This window comes from Streptomyces sp. NPDC008163, from assembly GCF_042956885.1.
GTDB lineage: Bacteria > Actinomycetota > Actinomycetes > Streptomycetales > Streptomycetaceae > Streptomyces > Streptomyces drozdowiczii_A.
The window spans coordinates 130,276-148,214 of record NZ_JBIBHG010000007.1; the positions used below are offsets into that span (position 1 = coordinate 130,276).

The window sequence follows — 17,939 nt, forward strand, 5'->3', positions numbered from 1 at the left end:
TATCGGTCCCGGCCTCGATCCCCGCTTGTTGACAATCGTTTCCACTTTTGTTGAAAATGAGTGTCATGAACATACGCCGCCTCATACCGGCCGCCGCCGTCACCGGCGCGGTCGCGCTCGGCCTCACCGCCGTCACCGCCTGCTCGTCGCCCGACAGCTCCGACCACAAGGGCGACGGCCGGCTGGACGTGGTGGCGTCCTTCTATCCGATGCAGTTCCTGGCCGAGCGCATAGGCGGCGACCACGTCTCGGTCACCAGCCTCACCAAGCCCGGCGTGGAACCCCACGACCTGGAGCTCAGCCCCCGGCAGACCGGCAGGCTCACCGACGCGGACTTCATCCTCTACCTCAAGGGCCTCCAGCCCGCCGTGGACGAGGCGATCAAGCAGTCCGGCGCCTCCCACACCCTCGACGCCGCGACGCTCACCACGCTGGAGGACCACGGCACCGAGACCGGCGGCGACGAGCACGGCCACGAGCACGAGGGCGACGAGGCCGGCGCCGACCCGCACATCTGGCTGGACCCGGTGAAGTACACCGAGGTCGCCAAGGGCGTCGGCAAGTCCCTGGAGAAGACCGACCCGGACCACGCGGCGGACTACCGCAAGAACACCGACGCGCTGGTCAAGGAACTGGGCGCGCTCGACACCGCGTACCGGAGCGGGCTGGAGAACACCGCGACGAAGACGTTCATCACCACGCACTCCGCCTTCGGCTACCTCGCCGAGCGCTACGGCCTCACCCAGGAGGGCATCGCCGGGATCGACCCCGAGGCCGAGCCCAGCCCCGCCCGTATCAGCGCCCTGCACTCCATCGCCGGGAAGAAGAAGGTCACCACCGTCTTCTTCGAGACGCTGGCCAGTGACAGGACCGCGAAGACCGTCGCCCGCGACACCGGCCTGAAGACCGACGTCCTGGACCCGCTGGAGGGAATCACCGACAGCTCCAAGGGCGATGACTACATCGAGGTCATGAAGTCCAACCTCGCCGCCCTGCGCTCGGCGCTCGGCGCGAAGTGAGCGACGACCGCACCGCACCCGTCGTACCGAACCGCGCAGCATCGGAGGCGCTCATGCCCGAGCCCCAGCACCCCGCCGGCGAACCCGTGATCGCCGTACGCGACGCCACCGCCACCCTGGGCTCGCGCCCCGTGCTGCGCGGCGTCGACCTGACCGTGCGCCGGGGCGAGGTCGTCGCCCTGCTCGGCGCGAACGGCTCCGGCAAGTCCACCGCCGTCCGCTCCGTCATCGGCCAGGTCCCCCTGACCGGCGGCACCGTCGAGCTCTTCGGCACCCCGCTGCGCCGCTTCCGCGACTGGGCCCGGGTCGGCTACGTACCGCAGCGCACCACGGCGGCCGGCGGCGTGCCCGCCACGATCCGCGAGGTCGTCTCCGCCGGGCGGCTCTCCCGCGCCCGGCTGGGCCTCCTCCGCAAGGCCGACCGCGCCGCCGTCGACCGGGCCATCGAGCTCGTCGGCCTCGCCGACCGCGCGAAGGACTCGGTGAACGCCCTCTCCGGCGGCCAGCACCAGCGCGTGCTGATCGCCCGCGCGCTCGCCGCCGAACCGGAACTCCTGATCATGGACGAGCCGATGGCGGGCGTGGACCTGGCCAGCCAGGAGATCCTGGCCGCCACCCTGCGCGGGCAGGTCGCCGGCGGCGCCACCGTGCTCCTCGTCCTGCACGAGCTGGGCCCGCTGGAGCCCCTGATCGACCGGGCGGTCGTGCTGCGGGACGGCTGCGTCCTGCACGACGGGCCGCCCCCGAAGGCCGTCGGCCAGCACGCGCTGCCCGGCCACGACCACGTACACCCCCACGCGGCTTCCGAGCCCGTCCGGACGGGACTGCTGAGCTGACCATGGAATTCCTCGACCCTCCCTTCATGCAGCGGGCGCTGCTCGCCGCCGTGCTGGTCGGCGTCATCGCGCCCGCCGTCGGCATCTACCTCGTGCAGCGCCGGCAGGCCCTGATGGGCGACGGCATCGGCCACATCGCGATGACCGGCGTCGGCCTCGGCTTCCTGCTCTCCACCAGCCCGGTCTGGATGGCCACCGCGGTCGCCGTCGCGGGCGCGGTCGTCATGGAGCTGATCCGCTGGTACGGCCGCACCCGCGGCGACATCGCGCTGGCCATGCTCTTCTACGGCGGCATGGCGGGCGGTGTCCTGCTGATCAACCTCTCCGACACCGGCTCGAACGCCAACCTGACCTCGTACCTCTTCGGCTCGCTGTCCACGGTCTCCTCCGAGGACATCACCTCGATCTCGCTGCTCGCCGCGTTCGTGCTGCTGGTGACGGTGGGGCTGCGACGGCAGCTGTTCGCCGTCAGCCAGGACGAGGAGTTCGCCCGGGTGACCGGCCTGCCGGTGCGGATGCTGAACCTGCTCGTCGCGGTCACCGCCGCGGTCACCGTCACGGTCGCGATGCGGGTTGTCGGGCTGCTGCTGGTCAGCGCCCTGATGGTGGTCCCGGTCGCCGCCGCGCAGCAGATCACCCGGTCCTTCAAGGTGACGTTCGTGCTCGCGGTCGTCATCGGCGTCGGCGTCACCCTGTCCGGCACCATCACCTCGTACTACCAGGACGTTCCGCCCGGCGCGACGATCGTGCTGCTGGCCATCGGGGTCTTCGTCGTCCTGACGCTGCTCGCCGCCCCGCTCGCCCGCGGCCGGGCCCGACGCGGCGAGACCGAGGCGGAGCGGTGCACCCTGGAAGTACCGGCGGCCCGCCCGGCACCGGACGACGTCCGAGTCTGATCCCCCGGATGGGGCGGGCTGGCACAATGGCCCGACAGATGTACGGGCGACACGAGGAGGCTCCTGTGGCGACGGCGCCGATCAGTGGTACGAACGCGGCTCCGGTACGCGGCCGCTCGACCCGGCAGCGGGCAGCCGTCGCGGCGGCACTCGACGAGGTGGACGAGTTCCGCAGCGCCCAGGAGCTGCACGACGTCCTCAAGCACCGGGGGGACTCGGTCGGCCTGACGACCGTCTACCGCACGCTCCAGTCCCTCGCGGACGCCGGCGAGGTGGACGTCCTGCGCACCACGGAGGGCGAGTCCGTCTACCGGCGCTGCTCCACCGGCGAGCACCACCACCACCTGGTCTGCCGCATGTGCGGCAAGGCGGTCGAGGTCGAGGGGCCCGTGGTCGAGCAGTGGGCGGAGACGATCGCCAGCCAGCACGGCTTCGTCAACGTGGCACACACGGTCGAGGTCTTCGGCACCTGCGCGGACTGCGCGAGCGGCGAGAACTAGGGCCTTTCGTTTGGATCAGGCTGGATCAGGGAGCGGGGTGTGGTGCGTGTGGCTGCAAGGCGGAGGAGGGCGACAACGCGGCAGACGCGCGTGCCACACCCCGCGGACCCGGCCATGATCGGCAAGACACCCCCTAGTGCCGGACGGGGCGGATCCCGCCCCGTCCGGTCAGACCTTCGTCAGATTCCGGTCGAAGATCTCCCGCACGCGGTCCACATCGGACCTGTCCCGGGCGCCCCGCTTGGCTATCACGGTCACCCCGGTGGCGTTCCGGTCGTCGCTGAACATCACGAACAGGTCCGCCGTCTCCACGTACCGCGGCTGCGCCCGCCACTTGACGACCGCACTCGTGCTGTCCGTGTCGACGGCGACGCCCGACTCCTCGACCCGCACCCGGAACTCGCCCTGCCGCCGTACGAACCGGAACAGCTGACGCGCCAGCAGCCACGGACCGAGGAACAGCAGCGGGCCGCAGATCAGCAACGCCGCCAGCAGGGGCACCGGTACATCGTCGCCTTTCGCCAGCGACAGTGAGGTGGCCACGACGCCGCATCCCGTCGCGACCACCCCCAGGACCCGCTGCCGCCTGCCCGAGGCGCTGACCCGGTTGCGGGCGCGGAGCGCGGTCGTGTAATCGCGCAACTCCGGACGGTATCTCAGTTCGACCGCTCCCCGCACGGCACCCTGCTGTTCGTTCATGGCCCCACCTGACGTATGTGAAAGGGCCGTGATCGTAGCGGCAGAGGCTCGGGCAACGGGACCCTATTTCGCCGCGACCTCTTCGGCGCCGCCGAACCGCCGGTCGCGCTGGGCGAATTCCAGACAGGCGCGCCACAGGTCGCGGCGGTCGAAGTCCGGCCACAGCACGTCCTGGAAGACCATCTCGGCGTACGCGCTCTGCCAGATCAGGTAGTTCGAGGTGCGCTGCTCGCCGCTGGGGCGCACGAAGAGGTCCACGTCCGGCATGTCCGGGTAGTAGATGTACTTCGCGAACGTCTTCTCGTTGACCTTCGACGGGTCGAGCCGCCCGGCGGCGACGTCCTGCGCGATCCGCTGGGCGGCGTCCGCGATCTCGGCCCGGCCGCCGTAGTTGACGCAGAAGTACAGCGTCATCTTGTCGTTGCCCTTGGTCTGCTCCTGGGCGACCTGGAGCTCCTGGACGACGGACTTCCACAGCTTGGGCATGCGGCCCACCCAGCGGATGCGGATGCCGAGCTCGTCCATCTCGTCACGACGGCGGCGGATGACGTCCCGGTTGAAGTTCATCAGGAACTTCACCTCCTCCGGGGACCGCTTCCAGTTCTCCGTCGAGAAGGCGTACAGCGAGAGGTTCTTGACGCCCATCTCGATGCAGCCCTTGAGCACGTCCATGACGACGCCCTCGCCGACCTTGTGGCCTTCGGTGCGCGGCAGGCCGCGCTCCTTCGCCCAGCGGCCGTTGCCGTCCATCACGATGGCGACGTGCTTGGGCACCAGCTCACCGGGGATCTTCGGGGGCACGGCACCGGACGGGTGCGGCTCCGGGGTCTTGTAGTCGCGCCGGTTACGGCCGCCGAGCATCCCGCGTACTGCCATGAGCTTCTCAGTCTCCCTGTGTCACTTCTCTACGTACCGCAGTGAACGCAGCCCGCGCTCCAGATGCCAGTGCAGATAGGCGGACACCAGCCCGCTCCCCTCCCTGACATGACGCGCCTCGCACGCGTCCGCCGTCTCCCAGTCGCCGGTGAGCAGGGCGCTCAGCAGGGCGACGGCCTCAGCCGAGGGTACGACGCTGCCGGGCACCCGGCAGTCGCCGCATACGACTCCGCCCGCCGCCACCGAGAAGAAACGGTTCGGTCCGGGCAGTCCGCAGCGGGCGCAGTCGTCGAAGCTGGGGGCGTAGCCGTTGACCGCGAGGGAGCGCAGCAGGAAGGCGTCCAGGATGAGATGCGGCTCGTGCTCGCCCCGGGCCAGCGTGCGCAGCCCGCCCACCAGCAGCAGATACTGCTGGACCGCGGGTTCGCCCTCGTGGTCGGTGAAGCGCTCGGCGGTCTCCAGCATCGCGGTCCCGGCGGTGTAGCGCCCGTAGTCCGTGACGATGCCGCCGCCGTACGGGGCGATCGTCTCGCTCTGGGTGCACAGCGGAAGACCGCGCCCGACCAGTTCGCTGCCGCGTGCGAAGAACTGCACGTCCACATGGGAGAACGGTTCGAGGCGGGCCCCGAACTTCGACTTGGTGCGCCGCACCCCGCGCGCGACGGCCCGCACCCGGCCGTGGCCCCGGGTCAGTATCGTGATGATCCGGTCGGCCTCGCCCAGCTTCTGCGTGCGCAGCACCACGCCGTCGTCCCGGAACAAGCTCATGCGTCCCATTGTCCGGTACGCCGCCGACACCCGGGGCCCGCCCCCGCGAGGCGGCCCGGATCAGCCTCCCCCGGCGGGCACCACGAGCCCCGACTCGTAGGCGGCGATGACCAGCTGGGCCCGGTCGCGGGCGCCCAGCTTGCCCATGATCCGGCTGACGTGGGTCTTGGCGGTGAGCGGGCTGAGGCCCAGGCTCTCGGCGATCCCGGTGTTGTTGAGGCCGCGCGCGACCAGCCCCAGGACCTGGCACTCCCGCTCGGAGAGCATGCCGAGGCCCTCGGGGCCCGGCCCGGCGGGGGCGCTCGGGGCGCTGAGCACCCGGGCGATGAGGCGGGCGGTCGGGCCGGGCGAGAGCAGGGACTCCCCGGCCGCGACGGTCCTGATGGCGGCCAGCAGCTCGGCCGGCCGGGTGTCCTTGACCAGGAAGCCGGAGGCCCCGGCGCGCAGCGCGTCGACGACGTGGTCGTCGGTGTCGTAGGTGGTGAGGACCAGCACCTTGACCCCGGCCAGGTCCTCGTCGGCGGCGATCCGGCGGGTGGCCTCGATGCCGTCGAGCTCCGGCATCCGGATGTCCATGACGACGAGGTCGGCGCGGGCCGTGCGGGCGAGCGCGACCGCCTCCAGGCCGGTGGCGGCCTCGCCGACCACCTCCATCGCCGGGTCGGAGCCGACGAGCATCGCGAAGGCCGCCCGGACGAGCGTCTGGTCGTCCGCGAGCAGTACCCGGATCATGGTGTGGTCTCCGCTTCCCGTGCCGGTGTGTGTGCATGCGCGTCCGTGCGTGGCCCGTCCGGATGGTTTACCGGGGTCGCCGACGGGAGAGGCAGCAGGGCCGACACCTCGAAGCCGCCGCCGGGGCGGGGGCCCGCCGTGAGGGTGCCGCCCGTGGAGCGGGCCCGTTCCCGCATTCCGACGATCCCGAACCCGGGCGCGGTGCCGTCCTCCACCGGACCGGTGCCGTCGTCGGTGACCGTGACCCGCAGCGCCCCGGCCGCCGGGGCGACGACGACGCGCACCCGGACCCCGGCGCCCGCGTGGCGCACCGCGTTCGTCAGGGACTCCTGGACGATCCGGTAGGCGGCCGCCCCGATGGCCGGGGCGAGGCGGCCGGCCGGGACGTCGGCATCGAGCTCGACCCGTGCCCCGGCCGCCTCTGCGGCCCGTACCAGGCCGGGCAGGGCGGCCAGGTCGGGCAGCGGGCCCTCGGCGTCCGCTCCCCCGCCGTCCCGCCCGGTGCCGCGCAGCACCTGGAGGGTGGTCCGGAGCTCCGCCCTGGCCTCCCGGCAGGTGTCGGCGATGTCGTCGAGCGCGGCGGCGACCGCCCGCCGGTCGAGCCGTTCGGGGTCGACGGTCAGGATGTGCGCGGCGACCGAGGTCCGCACCCCGATGACGGTGATGCTGTGCGCGAGGAGGTCGTGCAGATCGCGGGCGATCCGCAGCCGCTCCTCCGCGACCCGGCGGGCGGCCTCTTCCTCCCGGGTCCGCTCGGCGCGTTCGGCGCGCTCCAGCACCGAGGCGACGTACTGGCGGTAGATGCGTACGTCGACCCCGCAGAACAGCACCGCGACGATCCACCCGGAGATCCGCAGCAGTTCGAGCCCGTCGTGCGCGCTGAGGGCGAGCACCACCGTCACCATCACGGAGGTGACGCCGATGCCGACGACCAGGGTGCGCAGCGGGCGGCCGGTGACGGCCACGGTGTAGAGCGCGATCCAGGTCTGCGGCATCGGCGCCGTGTGGAGGTTGTCGTTGCCGTGGTAGAGCGCCAGCAGCGGCACCATGGCGAGCAGGACCGGCACCGGGGCGCGCCGCCGCCAGGCGAGCGGTACGGCGCTGGCCAGGAGCAGGGCCCAGCCCGCCGCGCCCATCGTCCCGGCGCCCCCGGCGGCCAGTGCGAGGGCCGTGGCGAGCACCGCGGCGGCCACCGCGATCAGGGCGTCTTTGCGCGTCCGGTGCGGCGCCAGCATCGGGTCGCGGTTGACGACGGCCAGGATGCGGTCGCGGCGGCTGGTGGCCGGGGCATGGGCAGGGGGCACGTCGTCATCCTCCGGTACGGGGCGGGTCGCTGTCAGCGCTTGCCGGCGCTGTTACGGGGTCCCGACGAGTCCGGGTTCGCGGGGCCGCTCGGCGGGGGCGGGCCGGCTGAGCGCACCGGGCCACCAGATCCGGCGTCCGAGCGCCACGCTCGCCGAGGTCACCAGGTAGGTGCGGACCAGGAAGGTGTCGAGGAGGACGCCGACGGCGATCACGAAGCCCATCTCGACCAGGCCCGTCATCGGCATGTTCACCAGGACGGCGAAGGTCGCGGCGAGCACCAGACCGGCCGAGGCGATGACCCCGCCGGTGGTGCGCAGGGCGGTGAGCGCCGCCTCGGTGGGCTCCGCGCCGCGCCTGGCCTCCTCGCGGACCCGGTGCATCAGGAAGATGCCGTAGTCGACGCCGAGGGCCACCAGGAAGACGAAGGTGAGCAGGGGCAGCCCGGGGTCGGTGCCCTTCAGCCCGAGGAGCGGTCCGAAGAGCAGTCCGCCGATGCCGAGGGAGGCGCCCCAGACCGCGACGACGGCGGCGACGAGCAGCAGGGGTGCGACGAGGCTGCGCAGGAGGGCGATCAGGACGAGGAGGACGGAGAGCAGGACGAGCGGGACGACGGTCCTCAGGTCCCGGGTGCCGGCCTTCGCCAGGTCCATCTGCTGGGCGCTGGGCCCGCCGACGTGGCTGCCGGGGAGGCGTTCGCGCAGGGCGAGGATGGTGGCCCGCTCGCCGGCCGACTCGGGGGCGGCCTCCGGGGTGACGGACAGCTCGGTCCAGCCGCCGCCGCTGCGGCCGCGCTCGACGGCTGCGACGCCCTCGGTGGTACGGGCCCGGGCCGGCGCGCCGGGGGCCCCGTCGGTGGGCGTCATCACGATGACGGGCCGGCTGGAGCGGCCGGGGTAGGCGTCGGCGAGGGTCTTCATCGCGGTGACCGAGTCCGGCGCGGTGGTGAAGGAGTCCTCCAGTCTGAGGTCGCCGGGCAGGCGGAACACGCCGAGCGACAGCGCGCCCAGCAGCACCCCGCCGGTGACGAGGACCGCGACCGGCCGGCGCCCGGCGGAGCCGCCCATGGCCGCGAAGAGGGAAAGGCGGCGGCTCGGCTCGGCGCCGTACACGGGGACGAGCGGCCAGAAGACCCGGCGGCCCAGCACGACCAGGACGGCCGGCAGCAGCGTCAGCATGGCCAGGAGGGCGCACAGCACGCCGACGGCGGCGATCGGGCCCATGCCCCGGCTGCTGGTGAGATCGGCCGCCAGCAGGCACAGCAGGCCCGCCGCGACGGTCCCGGAGGAGGCGAGGACGGCGGGTCCGCAGCCGCGCAGTGCCGCCGCCATGGCGTCGCGGGGGTGTGCGGCGCGGGTCAGCTCCTCGCGGTAGCGGGAGACGAGCAGCAGGGCGTAGTCGGTGCCGGCGCCGAAGACGAGGATGGTCATCACGGCGGAGCTCTGGCCGGTGACGGTGACGTCGAAGCCCTGGTTCACCCCGTAGACGACGGCCATGGACAGGGCGTCGGCGACGCCCGCGACGACGAGCGGCACCAGCCAGAGCAGCGGGCTGCGGTAGATGAGGATCAGCAGGACCGCGACGACGCCGACGGTCGTGTAGAGCAGCGGACCGCCGAGCGAGCCGTAGACCTTCTTCGCGTCCACGTCCATCGCCCCGGGCCCGCCGACCTCGACGCCCAGTCCCCCGCCGCCGTGCGCGGTCTCGCGGACCTCGTCCACGAACGCGGTGCGGGCCTCGTCGTCCTGGCCGGGCTCGGTCGTGGAGACCGGGTACATCAGCGTGGTGCCGTCCTCGGAGGGCACGGCGCGCGGGGGTGCGATGAGGGTGTGGCCGCTCGCCACGTCGGCGGTCTGCCGGGCCGCGAGGGCCCGGTCGGCGGCGGTGAGGCCGCCGTCGCGGTGGTAGACGAGGACGAGGTCGGTGGACTCGCCGCCGGGCAGGGCGTCCTGGATCTTCGCGACCTGGGTCGAGTCCGCGCTCGCCGGGAGATAGTCGACGGCCCGGTTGACCTGTACGTCCCCCAGCTTGCCCGCGAACGGACCGGCGACGGCCATCACGGCGGCCCAGAGGGCGACGACCGCCCAGGGCAGCAGCCGCCACCGGCTGACCGTTCGTGTGCGTCTGCCGATTTCCTGTTCCGCAGTCCTCATGGGAGGCCCCCTTCCGTACGGGTGTCCGGTCGAGTCCAGACTTCCGTCGGGGCGGGGGAACTTCGTCGCGCCAGGGGCCGAGTTCGCGGCTACTGCCGGGGTGGGCGCGGCGGGCCCGGTACTCCCTGGGAGTACCGGGCGGGGGTGGTCAGGAGGGCGTACGCGCCGCCTCGGCGAGCAGCCGGGCGGTGTCCTCGGCGCACAGCCTCAGCGCCCCGCCGACGGTGGTCAGCACCTCGCGCTCGGCGGTGCTGTACGCGCCGTCCGCGAGGGCGATCCGGGCGCCCTGGAGCAGAATCGATTCGCGCCCGGTGGGGGCGAGGTGCGGGGCGAGCGGTTCCAGCGCCTCGTGCAGTTCGATGGCGAGGGCCGCGCCGCACGCCTCGGCGGCCGGGTCGAACGCGGAGCCCTGGCCGATGTCGGCGGACAGCACCTCGACCACGGTGGCGAGCTGTTCGGGCGTGCAGTCCTCGAACCCGGCGCCGCGCACGGTCTCGACGGCGCTCTCCAGGACCGTACGCGATGTGCTGCCGCCGGCCGCGAGCACGCCGAGGGCCACGGTGTGCACGGCGTCCCTGAGCATCGCGGAGAACCGGGTGGTGGTGGGGTGGTCGAGCGTCTCCGGGTCGAAGTGCTGGTGGCAGGCGGCGCATTCGACCACCGGGTCCGTGGTGCCGCGCCGCAGCAGGGGCACGCCCAGCACGGCGAAGCGGCGGCGGCCGGTGAGGCGGCGGTAGTTGCGGTCACCGCCGCAGCCGGGGCAGAAGAACTCCCCGTCGCCGGTGGTGTCCCACAGCGTACGGATGCCGCAGATACGCAGCTTCATGGCGCGTTGTCCCAGGGCTGACCGCACGTCGCACACCTCCGTAACACTCCGGCAACACTGCCGTGTCGACGTGATGTTAACCACATCACCGTTGTGCCGTCAGCACCCCGCCGGTCACAACTGCCCGGAGAATGGCCGAACCCCGCCCCCCGGAAGCGGGTGGGCGGGGTTCGCGGACCGTACGGCTCGGGGCCCTTCCGGGCGCCGGATCAGCGGGTGGCGCGGTTGACGGCCGAGACGACCGCCTTCAGCGAGGCGCGCGTGGTGTTGGCGTCGATGCCGATGCCCCACAGCACCTTTCCGTCGATGGCGCACTCGATGTACGAGGCGGCCTGCGCGCTCGCGCCCTCGCTCATGGTGTGCTCGGTGTAGTCCAGCAGCCGGGCGTCGATGCCCATGGCCTGCAGCGCCTCGAAGAACGCGGAGATCGGGCCGTTGCCGGTGCCGGTCAGCACGGTGTCCACGCCGTCCACGGTCGCGTCGACGGTGATCGTGTCCCGGCCGTCGGAGCCGGTCGTGCTCTGGCCGGAGCGGATCTGGACGCGCCCCCAGGCGTTCTCGGGGTTGGGCAGGTACTCGTCCTGGAAGACGCTCCAGATCTGCGTCGGCGTGACCTCGCCGCCCTCGGCGTCGGTCTTGGCCTGAATGATCCGGGAGAACTCGATCTGCATCCGGCGGGGCAGGTCCAGCTTGTGGTCGTTCTTCAGGACGTACGCGATGCCGCCCTTGCCGGACTGCGAGTTGACGCGGATGACCGCCTCGTAGGAGCGGCCGACGTCCTTCGGGTCGATCGGCAGGTACGGCACGGCCCACTCGATGTCGTCCACGGTCTTGCCCTGGGCCGCCGCGTCCTTCTCCATCGCGTCGAAGCCCTTCTTGATGGCGTCCTGGTGGGAGCCGGAGAAGGCGGTGTAGACCAGGTCGCCCGCGTAGGGGTGGCGCGGGTGGACCTCCATCTGGTTGCAGTACTCGCTGGTGCGGCGGATCTCGTCGATCTGCGAGAAGTCGATCTGCGGGTCGACGCCCTGCGAGAACAGGTTCATGCCCAGCGTCACCAGGTCGACGTTGCCGGTGCGCTCGCCCTGGCCGAACAGGCAGCCCTCGATCCGGTCCGCCCCGGCCATCAGGGCCAGTTCGGCGGCGGCGACGGCGGTGCCGCGGTCGTTGTGCGGGTGGACGGACAGGCAGACGAACTCGCGGCGCGACAGATTGCGCGACATCCACTCGAACCGGTCCGCGTGCGTGGACGGCGTCGAACGCTCCACGGTGGCGGGCAGGTTCAGGATGATCTCGCGCCCCTCCTCGGGCTGCCAGACGTCACAGACCGCCTCGCAGACCTCCAGGGCGAAGTCCAGCTCGGTGTCGGTGAAGATCTCGGGGCTGTACTGGTAGCCGAAGATCGTCTCGTCGCCCAGGATCTTGTCGGCGTACTCCATGACCAGCCGCGTGCCGTCCACCGCGATCTGCTTGACCTCCTCGCGGGAGCCGCGGAAGACCACGCGGCGGAAGGTCGGGGCGGTCGCGTTGTACAGGTGGACGGTGGCGCGGTGCGCGCCGCGCAGCGATTCGACGGTCCGCTCGATCAGTTCCTCGCGGGCCTGCGTCAGGACGGAGATCGTCACGTCCTCGGGGATCGCGCCCTCTTCGATGATGGAGCGGACGAAGGCGAAGTCCGTCTCGCCGGAGGACGGGAAGCCGACCTCGATCTCCTTGTAGCCCATGCGTACGAGCAGGTCGAACATCTCGCGCTTGCGGGCCGGCGACATCGGATCGATCAGGGCCTGGTTGCCGTCGCGCAGGTCCGTGGACAGCCAGCGCGGCGCCTTGGTGATCCGCTTCTCGGGCCAGGTGCGGTCGGGGATGTCGACGGCCTCGTAGCGGCCGTACTTCTGGACCGGCATCCCGGACGGCTTCTGCAGCACGGTGGCGTTGGTGATCGGCGTGGGGCGGCCGACGGCGTGCGAGGCAGGGGTCTGGGCGGGGTTCACTTCGGTCATGGCGCAGGGCTCCTCGGGTGTCCTTCTCCGGGACGGCCGACTGTGTTACTGCAACACCAGACTCCGCGGGGAGGGGGTCGGCCTCGACTACAGGCCCTCGCCGCGGCAGCTAAGAAGAAGCAGCCCGAAACGCATGATGCGTCGAGACTAGCCGAGGGGCGCCCGAGACGTGGGTGCCGGTCCAGTATGCGGGATCGGCGGCCGCCCTTACCCGTACGGGACGCCCTAAACGCCCAACAGTGACCAATCACTCCATTTCAGCAACCCCAGTTGCAACCAGTGACATCACGCTTACGGAATGCCACAGTCGTGTGTATGCAGCCTCGTTCACAGCAGGGGTTCCACCCCGTCTTCTGCACCATCGTCCCGCCCCACGTCCTCGACAAGCTCTCCCAGTCCGACGACCCCGTCCTCGCCGAACCGGCCCGCCGCACCCTGGAGTCCGACGCGGCCCGGCGCACCCGCCGCCAGATGACGACCGTCGCGCGCCCCACGGCCCCGGTCGAGCCGGACGACGAGGGCAGCGCCAAGCCCCACCGCACGCTCTACGACTGCCGCCACGGCACGGACCTGCCGGGCACCAAGGTCCGCAGCGAGGGCGAGAAGCCCACGAAGGACGCCAGCGTCAACCGCGCGTACGCGGGCCTCGGCGCCACCTTCGACCTGCTGCTCACCGCCTACGGCCGGCGCTCCATCGACGGCCACGGCCTCCCGCTGATCGGGTCCGTCCACTACGACGAGAAGTACAACAACGCCTTCTTCGACGGCGAGCAGATGGTCTTCGGCGACGGGGACGGCGAGATCTTCCTCGACTTCACCGTCGCCATCGACGTGATCGCCCACGAACTGGCCCACGGGCTCACGCAGTACACGGCCAACCTGAGCTACTACGGCCAGTCCGGCGCGCTCAACGAGTCGGTCTCGGACGTCTTCGGCTCCCTCGTGAAGCAGTACTCGCTGGGCCAGACCGCCGACCAGGCGGACTGGCTGATCGGCGAGGGGCTGCTCGCGCCCCGGGTCCAGGGCGTGGCGCTGCGCTCGATGAAGGCGCCCGGCACGGCGTACGACGACGACGTGCTCGGCAAGGACCCGCAGCCGGCGTCCATGGAGGACTACGTCCACACCGGGGACGACAACGGCGGGGTCCACCTCAACTCCGGCATCCCCAACCGCGCGTTCTATCTCCTGGCGACCGCGCTGGGCGGCAGCTCCTGGGAGCGGGCGGGCCAGCTCTGGTTCGATGTGCTCACAGGTGGTGAACTGGCGGTGGACGCGGACTTCGCGGACTTCGCCCGGCTGACCGTGGCCGCGGCGCGCAGCCGCTTCGGCGAGGGCGACGAGGTGGAGGCCGTCCTCAAGGCGTGGTCGGAGGTGGGCGTTCCGACCGACTAGGAGGGACACACCGTATGCGGATCCAGGTGAGCAGGACCGGCGGCTTCGCCGGCATCGCGCGCCACCGCGAGATCGACACCTCGGGGCGAGACGACGCCCAGGAGTGGGAAGACCTGGCCGGCTCGGCGCTCGCCGACGGCCAGGCCACCGCGCCCCGGGGCGTCCCGGACGGCTTCAGCTACCGGATAACGGTCGACGGCAGGACCGTGCACTGCGCGGACCCCCGCCTGACCGAGGCCCAGCGCGACCTGATCTCACGCGTCCTGAAGGAGGGCGCGTGAGACGGGGGTGATGTGGAGAGCTGCGCGCCTCAGAAGCCCAGCTTCCGCAGCTGCTTCGGGTCGCGCTGCCAGTCCTTGGCGACCTTGACGTGCAGGTCGAGGAAGACCGGGGTGCCGAGCAGGGCCTCGATGTGCTTGCGGGACTTGGTGCCGACGTCCTTCAGCCGCTTGCCCTTGGGGCCGATGATGATGCCCTTCTGGCTGGGGCGCTCGATGTAGACGTTGGCGTGGATGTCCAGCAGCGGCTTGTCCGCCGGCCGGTCCTCGCGCGGCAGCATCTCCTCCACGACGACCGCGATGGAGTGCGGCAGCTCGTCGCGTACGCCTTCGAGCGCGGCCTCGCGGATCAGCTCCGCCACCATCACCATCTCCGGCTCGTCCGTGAGGTCGCCCTCGGGGTAGAGCGGCGGGCTCTCGGGCAGGAGCGGGGCGATCAGGTCGGAGAGCAGGTCGACCTGCTGGTCCTTGACGGCCGAGACCGGGATGATCTCCGCCCACTCGAAGCCCAGCTCCTCGCCGAGCCGGGAGACGGCCAGCAGCTGTTCGGCGAGCTGCTTGGAGTCCACGAGGTCGGTCTTGGTGATGATCGCGATCTTGGGCGTCTTCCGGATGCCCGCGAGCTCCTTGACGATGTACTTGTCGCCGGGGCCGAGCTTCTGGTCGGCGGGCAGGCAGAAGCCGATGACGTCGACCTCGGCCCAGGTGGTGCGCACGATGTCGTTCAGCCGCTCGCCCAGCAGGGTGCGCGGCTTGTGGAGCCCGGGGGTGTCGACCAGGATCAGCTGGGCGTCCGGCCGGTGCACGATGCCCCGCACGGTGTGCCGGGTCGTCTGCGGACGGTTGGAGGTGATGGCCACCTTCCGCCCGACCAGAGCGTTCGTCAGGGTGGACTTGCCCGCGTTGGGGCGGCCCACGAAGCAGGCGAAGCCGGCCCGGTGGGGGGCGGGGTTCTCGGCCTGCCGCGCGGCGGCTTCAGGGTTAGGTCGAACGCTCATGGCGCCCATTGTCCCCGATCCCGGGGGCGGCGGGGCACCGAGGCGCCCGCCACGGCCTCCGGGCCCGGTCCGGACGGCCCCGGGCCCCGCCCCGTACCGGTGTCAGCCGGCCGTGACGCCGAGCCGCAGCTGTCCGTCCGGGCCGGCGAGCAGCACCGGCGTGCCGGCCCCGCCCAGGTCCCGCACGGCGGCCCGGTCCTCGTCGGAGAGGGCGTCCGCCTCGGAGACGACCGCGGCGGCCTCCAGGGACTTCGCCCCGCTGGCCACCGCCATCGCGACGGCCGTCCGCAGAGCGCTGAGCTTCAGCGACTCCAGCTCCACGGTGCCGGCCACATAGGTGCGTCCGGTCTCGTCCCGGACGGCCGCGCCCTCGGGGACGCCGTTGCGGGCGCGGGCGCTGCGCGCCAGGGTGACGATCTTGCGGTCCTCGGCGCCGAGGTCGGTGGTGCCGGTGCTCTCAGTCATGTGCCGAGCATACGAAGCCCGGCGCGGACCGGGGCGGGCGGGCGCCCCGGTCCGGTGCGCCTCAGGCGCGGTCGAGCCGCAGCCGCTCCGCCTTCGGCAGCCCGGCCACCACCAGGTCGTAGCTGTCCTCGATCAGCTCGCGCAGCTTCGCGTCGGGCAGTCCGGAGACGGTGACGGTGTTCCAGTGGCGCTTGTTCATGTGCCAGCCGGGCACCACCGCCTCGTGCTCCTCGCGCAGCCGCACCGCCTCGTCGGGGTCGCACTTCAGGTTCACCGTCAGCGGCTGGGCGTCCAGCGCGCTGAGCGCGAACATCTTGCCGAGCACCTTGAAGACGGAGGCCTCGGGCCCGAACGGGAACTCCTCGGCACTCGCGTTGAAGCTCAGACAGAAGGCCCTCAGCTGCTGCGGGGTCATTCCGGTGTCTCCTCCTCCTCGGGAGCCACCGGCTCCACCAGCACCGTGACGATCTTGTTGCGCCGGCCCGCCGGAGACTCCGCGGTCAGCCGGAGCCGCCGCCCGTCGGGCAGTTCGACCTCCGAGGACGCGCCCGCGATCGGGACCCGGCCGAGCGCCTTCGCGAGGAGCCCGCCGACCGTCTCCACGTCCTCGTCGTCGTATTCGTCCAGGCCGAACAGCTCGCCGAGGTCCCCGATGTCGAGCCGGGCGGTGACCCGGAAGCAGCCGTTCTCCAGCTCCTGGACGGGCGGCAGCTCACGGTCGTACTCGTCGGTGATCTCGCCGACGATCTCCTCCAGGATGTCCTCGATGGTGACGATGCCCGCCGTGCCGCCGTACTCGTCGATGACGACGGCGACGTGGCTGCGTTCCTGCTGCATCTCGCGCAGCAGATCGCCGGCGTTCTTCGTGTCGGGCACGAACGACGCCGGGCGCATCGCGGTGGAGACCGGGTCGGCCTCGGACTCCCGGTTGATGTGCGTCTTGCGGACCAGGTCCTTCAGATAGACGATCCCGACCACGTCGTCCTCGTTCTCGCCGGTCACCGGGATGCGCGAGAAGCCGGAGCGCAGTGCGAGGGTGAGCGCCTGACGGATCGTCTTGTAGCGCTCGATGCACACGAGGTCGGTGCGCGGGACCATCACCTCGCGCACGAGCGTGTCGCCGAGCTCGAAGACGGAGTGCACCATGCGGCGCTCCTCGTCCTCGATCAGCGACTCCTGCTCGGCGAGGTCCACCATGGCCCGCAGCTCGGCCTCGCTGGCGAACGGGCCCTTGCGGAATCCCTTGCCGGGGGTCAGCGCGTTGCCGATGAGGATCAGCAGCTGCGGGATGGGCCCCATGATCCGGGCCAGCGGCAGCAGCACGTACGCCGACGCGGTCGCCGTGTTCAGCGGGTGCTGGCGGCCGATGGTGCGCGGGGAGACGCCGATCGCGACGTACGAGACGAGGACCATCACCCCGATGGCGACGGCCAGCGCCTCCCAGGTCTCCGGGAACTCCTTCAGGCAGGCGTACGTGACGAGCACCCCGGCGGCCATCTCGCAGGCGACCCGCACCAGCAGGGCGACGTTGAGATAGCGGGTCGGGTCGGCCGCGACCTGCTCCAGCCCGGCGCTGCCGCGCCGACCCGAGCGGACCGCCTCGGCGGCCCGGAAGCTCGACGTACGGGCGATGCCCGCCTCGGCGCAGGCGGCCAGCCAGCCGACGACGACCAGCAGGACGACGCCGGAGATCAGCGGCAGGCTCACGAGACGGTCGGGGCGGGGGACGGGCCGGTCAGCCCGCGCTCACCGCGCCAGCCGTCCACGATGGCCGCCTGGAGGCCGAACATCTCGGCCTTCTCGTCCGGCTCCTCGTGGTCGTAGCCCAGCAGGTGCAGCACCCCGTGGACGGTGAGCAGCTGGAGCTCCTCGTCCATGGAGTGCTGGGTCTCGGCTTCCTCGCCCTGCCGCTTGGCGACCTCGGGGCAGAGCACGATGTCTCCGAGGAGCCCTTGCGGGGGCTCCTCGTCGTCCTTGGCCGGCGGACGCAGCTCGTCCATCGGGAAGGACATGACATCGGTCGGGCCCGGGAGGTCCATCCACTGGATGTGCAGTTGCTCCATGGCCGCGGAGTCCACCACGATCACCGAGAGTTCGGAGAGCGGGTGGATCCGCATGCGCGCGAGCGCGTAGCGGGCGATGTCGAGGATCGCCTGCTCGTCGACCTCGGTTCCGGACTCGTTGTTGACGTCGATCGACATG

General features: G+C 71.8%; 19 protein-coding genes. 6 read left to right on the top strand and 13 right to left on the bottom strand.

Translation table 11 applies throughout. From position 1 onward, the window contains the following. Positions 1-65: 65 nt before the first annotated feature. The 4 genes from ACFZAT_RS17560 to ACFZAT_RS17575 all read left to right on the top strand — a co-directional run bounded on the left by ACFZAT_RS17560 (position 66) and on the right by ACFZAT_RS17575 (position 3,251). Positions 66-1,019, top strand: a complete 954-nt coding sequence (locus ACFZAT_RS17560) for a metal ABC transporter solute-binding protein, Zn/Mn family (RefSeq protein ID WP_391265130.1) — start codon at positions 66-68, stop codon at positions 1,017-1,019. A 53-nt stretch (positions 1,020-1,072) separates the two neighbouring features. Then, a complete protein-coding gene (locus ACFZAT_RS17565) occupies positions 1,073-1,855 on the top strand; it encodes an ATP-binding cassette domain-containing protein (RefSeq protein WP_391265131.1) in 783 nt (260 codons plus the stop codon). 2 nt (positions 1,856-1,857) lie between these two features. Further along, positions 1,858-2,751 carry an iron chelate uptake ABC transporter family permease subunit gene (locus tag ACFZAT_RS17570; protein ID WP_391265132.1) on the top strand — a complete coding sequence of 298 codons (894 nt, stop codon included), beginning with the start codon at positions 1,858-1,860 and terminating at the stop codon, positions 2,749-2,751. 65 nt (positions 2,752-2,816) lie between these two features. Next, on the top strand, positions 2,817-3,251 hold the full coding sequence (locus ACFZAT_RS17575) for a Fur family transcriptional regulator (RefSeq protein WP_018103273.1): 435 nt from the start codon (positions 2,817-2,819) through the stop codon (positions 3,249-3,251). A gap of 168 nt (positions 3,252-3,419) precedes the next feature. Here the strand turns inward: ACFZAT_RS17575 and ACFZAT_RS17580 are convergent, their stop codons facing one another. From ACFZAT_RS17580 to leuA, 8 genes are all read right to left on the bottom strand, one after another. Further along, complete coding sequence (locus tag ACFZAT_RS17580) at positions 3,420-3,950, bottom strand: hypothetical protein (protein ID WP_391265133.1); 531 nt, start codon at positions 3,948-3,950, stop codon at positions 3,420-3,422. 63 nt (positions 3,951-4,013) lie between these two features. After that, entirely contained in the window at positions 4,014-4,826 is an 813-nt protein-coding gene (locus ACFZAT_RS17585; RefSeq protein WP_391265134.1) for an isoprenyl transferase, read from the bottom strand. A 21-nt stretch (positions 4,827-4,847) separates the two neighbouring features. After that, a complete protein-coding gene (gene recO, locus ACFZAT_RS17590) occupies positions 4,848-5,594 on the bottom strand; it encodes a DNA repair protein RecO (protein WP_073965270.1) in 747 nt (248 codons plus the stop codon). A 60-nt stretch (positions 5,595-5,654) separates the two neighbouring features. Then, a complete protein-coding gene (locus ACFZAT_RS17595) occupies positions 5,655-6,326 on the bottom strand; it encodes a response regulator (protein ID WP_391265135.1) in 672 nt (223 codons plus the stop codon). Next, the gene (locus tag ACFZAT_RS17600; protein ID WP_391265136.1) at positions 6,323-7,630 is read right to left on the bottom strand and encodes a histidine kinase; all 1,308 of its coding nucleotides are present in this window, start codon (positions 7,628-7,630) and stop codon (positions 6,323-6,325) included. The genes ACFZAT_RS17595 and ACFZAT_RS17600 overlap by 4 nt, the downstream gene beginning before the upstream one ends. A 51-nt stretch (positions 7,631-7,681) precedes the next feature. Next, the gene (locus tag ACFZAT_RS17605; protein WP_391265137.1) at positions 7,682-9,781 is read right to left on the bottom strand and encodes an MMPL family transporter; all 2,100 of its coding nucleotides are present in this window, start codon (positions 9,779-9,781) and stop codon (positions 7,682-7,684) included. A 148-nt stretch (positions 9,782-9,929) separates the two neighbouring features. Beyond that, positions 9,930-10,607, bottom strand: a complete 678-nt coding sequence (locus ACFZAT_RS17610) for a TerB family tellurite resistance protein (RefSeq protein WP_391265138.1) — start codon at positions 10,605-10,607, stop codon at positions 9,930-9,932. A gap of 209 nt (positions 10,608-10,816) precedes the next feature. Next, positions 10,817-12,604 (bottom strand): 2-isopropylmalate synthase, encoded by a 1,788-nt coding sequence (gene leuA, locus ACFZAT_RS17615; protein WP_391265139.1) that lies wholly within the window; start codon positions 12,602-12,604, stop codon positions 10,817-10,819. Positions 12,605-12,919: 315 nt separating this feature from the next. On the opposite strand from leuA, the gene ACFZAT_RS17620 reads away from it, so the two are divergent. Both ACFZAT_RS17620 and ACFZAT_RS17625 read left to right on the top strand, forming a co-directional pair. Next, positions 12,920-13,996 carry a M4 family metallopeptidase gene (locus ACFZAT_RS17620; RefSeq protein ID WP_391265140.1) on the top strand — a complete coding sequence of 359 codons (1,077 nt, stop codon included), beginning with the start codon at positions 12,920-12,922 and terminating at the stop codon, positions 13,994-13,996. A gap of 14 nt (positions 13,997-14,010) precedes the next feature. Continuing rightward, positions 14,011-14,277, top strand: coding sequence for a protealysin inhibitor emfourin (locus tag ACFZAT_RS17625; RefSeq protein ID WP_391265141.1), 267 nt, complete (start codon positions 14,011-14,013; stop codon positions 14,275-14,277). Positions 14,278-14,306: 29 nt separating this feature from the next. Here ACFZAT_RS17625 and era read toward each other — a convergent pair whose 3' ends face one another. The 5 genes from era to ybeY form a co-directional block, all read right to left on the bottom strand. Further along, positions 14,307-15,281, bottom strand: coding sequence for a GTPase Era (gene era / locus ACFZAT_RS17630; RefSeq protein ID WP_383303849.1), 975 nt, complete (start codon positions 15,279-15,281; stop codon positions 14,307-14,309). Positions 15,282-15,374: 93 nt separating this feature from the next. Further along, a complete protein-coding gene (locus ACFZAT_RS17635) occupies positions 15,375-15,737 on the bottom strand; it encodes a cytidine deaminase (protein ID WP_391265142.1) in 363 nt (120 codons plus the stop codon). Between the two features lie 61 nt (positions 15,738-15,798). Continuing rightward, complete coding sequence (locus ACFZAT_RS17640) at positions 15,799-16,152, bottom strand: MmcQ/YjbR family DNA-binding protein (protein WP_391265143.1); 354 nt, start codon at positions 16,150-16,152, stop codon at positions 15,799-15,801. Continuing rightward, a complete protein-coding gene (locus tag ACFZAT_RS17645; RefSeq protein WP_391265144.1) occupies positions 16,149-17,444 on the bottom strand; it encodes a CNNM domain-containing protein in 1,296 nt (431 codons plus the stop codon). Before ACFZAT_RS17645 ends, ACFZAT_RS17640 begins: the two co-directional genes overlap by 4 nt. Next, a complete protein-coding gene (ybeY, locus tag ACFZAT_RS17650; RefSeq protein WP_391265145.1) occupies positions 17,441-17,938 on the bottom strand; it encodes an rRNA maturation RNase YbeY in 498 nt (165 codons plus the stop codon). The genes ACFZAT_RS17645 and ybeY overlap by 4 nt, the downstream gene beginning before the upstream one ends. Position 17,939 lies beyond the last annotated feature (1 nt).

Excerpts from the sequence above, each read along its gene's own strand:
- ACFZAT_RS17640 (WP_391265143.1), bottom strand. The coding sequence starts at position 16,152 with ATGACCCCGCAGCAGCTGAGGGCCTTCTGTCTGAGCTTCAACGCGAGT.
- ACFZAT_RS17625 (WP_391265141.1), top strand. The coding sequence starts at position 14,011 with ATGCGGATCCAGGTGAGCAGGACCGGCGGCTTCGCCGGCATCGCGCGC.
- ACFZAT_RS17620 (WP_391265140.1), top strand. The coding sequence starts at position 12,920 with ATGCAGCCTCGTTCACAGCAGGGGTTCCACCCCGTCTTCTGCACCATC.
- ACFZAT_RS17565 (WP_391265131.1), top strand. The coding sequence starts at position 1,073 with ATGCCCGAGCCCCAGCACCCCGCCGGCGAACCCGTGATCGCCGTACGC.
- era (WP_383303849.1), bottom strand. The coding sequence starts at position 15,281 with ATGGGCGCCATGAGCGTTCGACCTAACCCTGAAGCCGCCGCGCGGCAG.
- ACFZAT_RS17610 (WP_391265138.1), bottom strand. The coding sequence starts at position 10,607 with ATGAAGCTGCGTATCTGCGGCATCCGTACGCTGTGGGACACCACCGGC.
- ACFZAT_RS17585 (WP_391265134.1), bottom strand. The coding sequence starts at position 4,826 with ATGGCAGTACGCGGGATGCTCGGCGGCCGTAACCGGCGCGACTACAAG.
- ACFZAT_RS17560 (WP_391265130.1), top strand. The coding sequence starts at position 66 with ATGAACATACGCCGCCTCATACCGGCCGCCGCCGTCACCGGCGCGGTC.
- recO (WP_073965270.1), bottom strand. The coding sequence starts at position 5,594 with ATGAGCTTGTTCCGGGACGACGGCGTGGTGCTGCGCACGCAGAAGCTG.
- ACFZAT_RS17635 (WP_391265142.1), bottom strand. The coding sequence starts at position 15,737 with ATGACTGAGAGCACCGGCACCACCGACCTCGGCGCCGAGGACCGCAAG.
- ACFZAT_RS17580 (WP_391265133.1), bottom strand. The coding sequence starts at position 3,950 with ATGAACGAACAGCAGGGTGCCGTGCGGGGAGCGGTCGAACTGAGATAC.
- ACFZAT_RS17570 (WP_391265132.1), top strand. The coding sequence starts at position 1,858 with ATGGAATTCCTCGACCCTCCCTTCATGCAGCGGGCGCTGCTCGCCGCC.
- ACFZAT_RS17595 (WP_391265135.1), bottom strand. The coding sequence starts at position 6,326 with ATGATCCGGGTACTGCTCGCGGACGACCAGACGCTCGTCCGGGCGGCC.
- ACFZAT_RS17605 (WP_391265137.1), bottom strand. The coding sequence starts at position 9,781 with ATGAGGACTGCGGAACAGGAAATCGGCAGACGCACACGAACGGTCAGC.
- ybeY (WP_391265145.1), bottom strand. The coding sequence starts at position 17,938 with ATGTCGATCGACGTCAACAACGAGTCCGGAACCGAGGTCGACGAGCAG.
- leuA (WP_391265139.1), bottom strand. The coding sequence starts at position 12,604 with ATGACCGAAGTGAACCCCGCCCAGACCCCTGCCTCGCACGCCGTCGGC.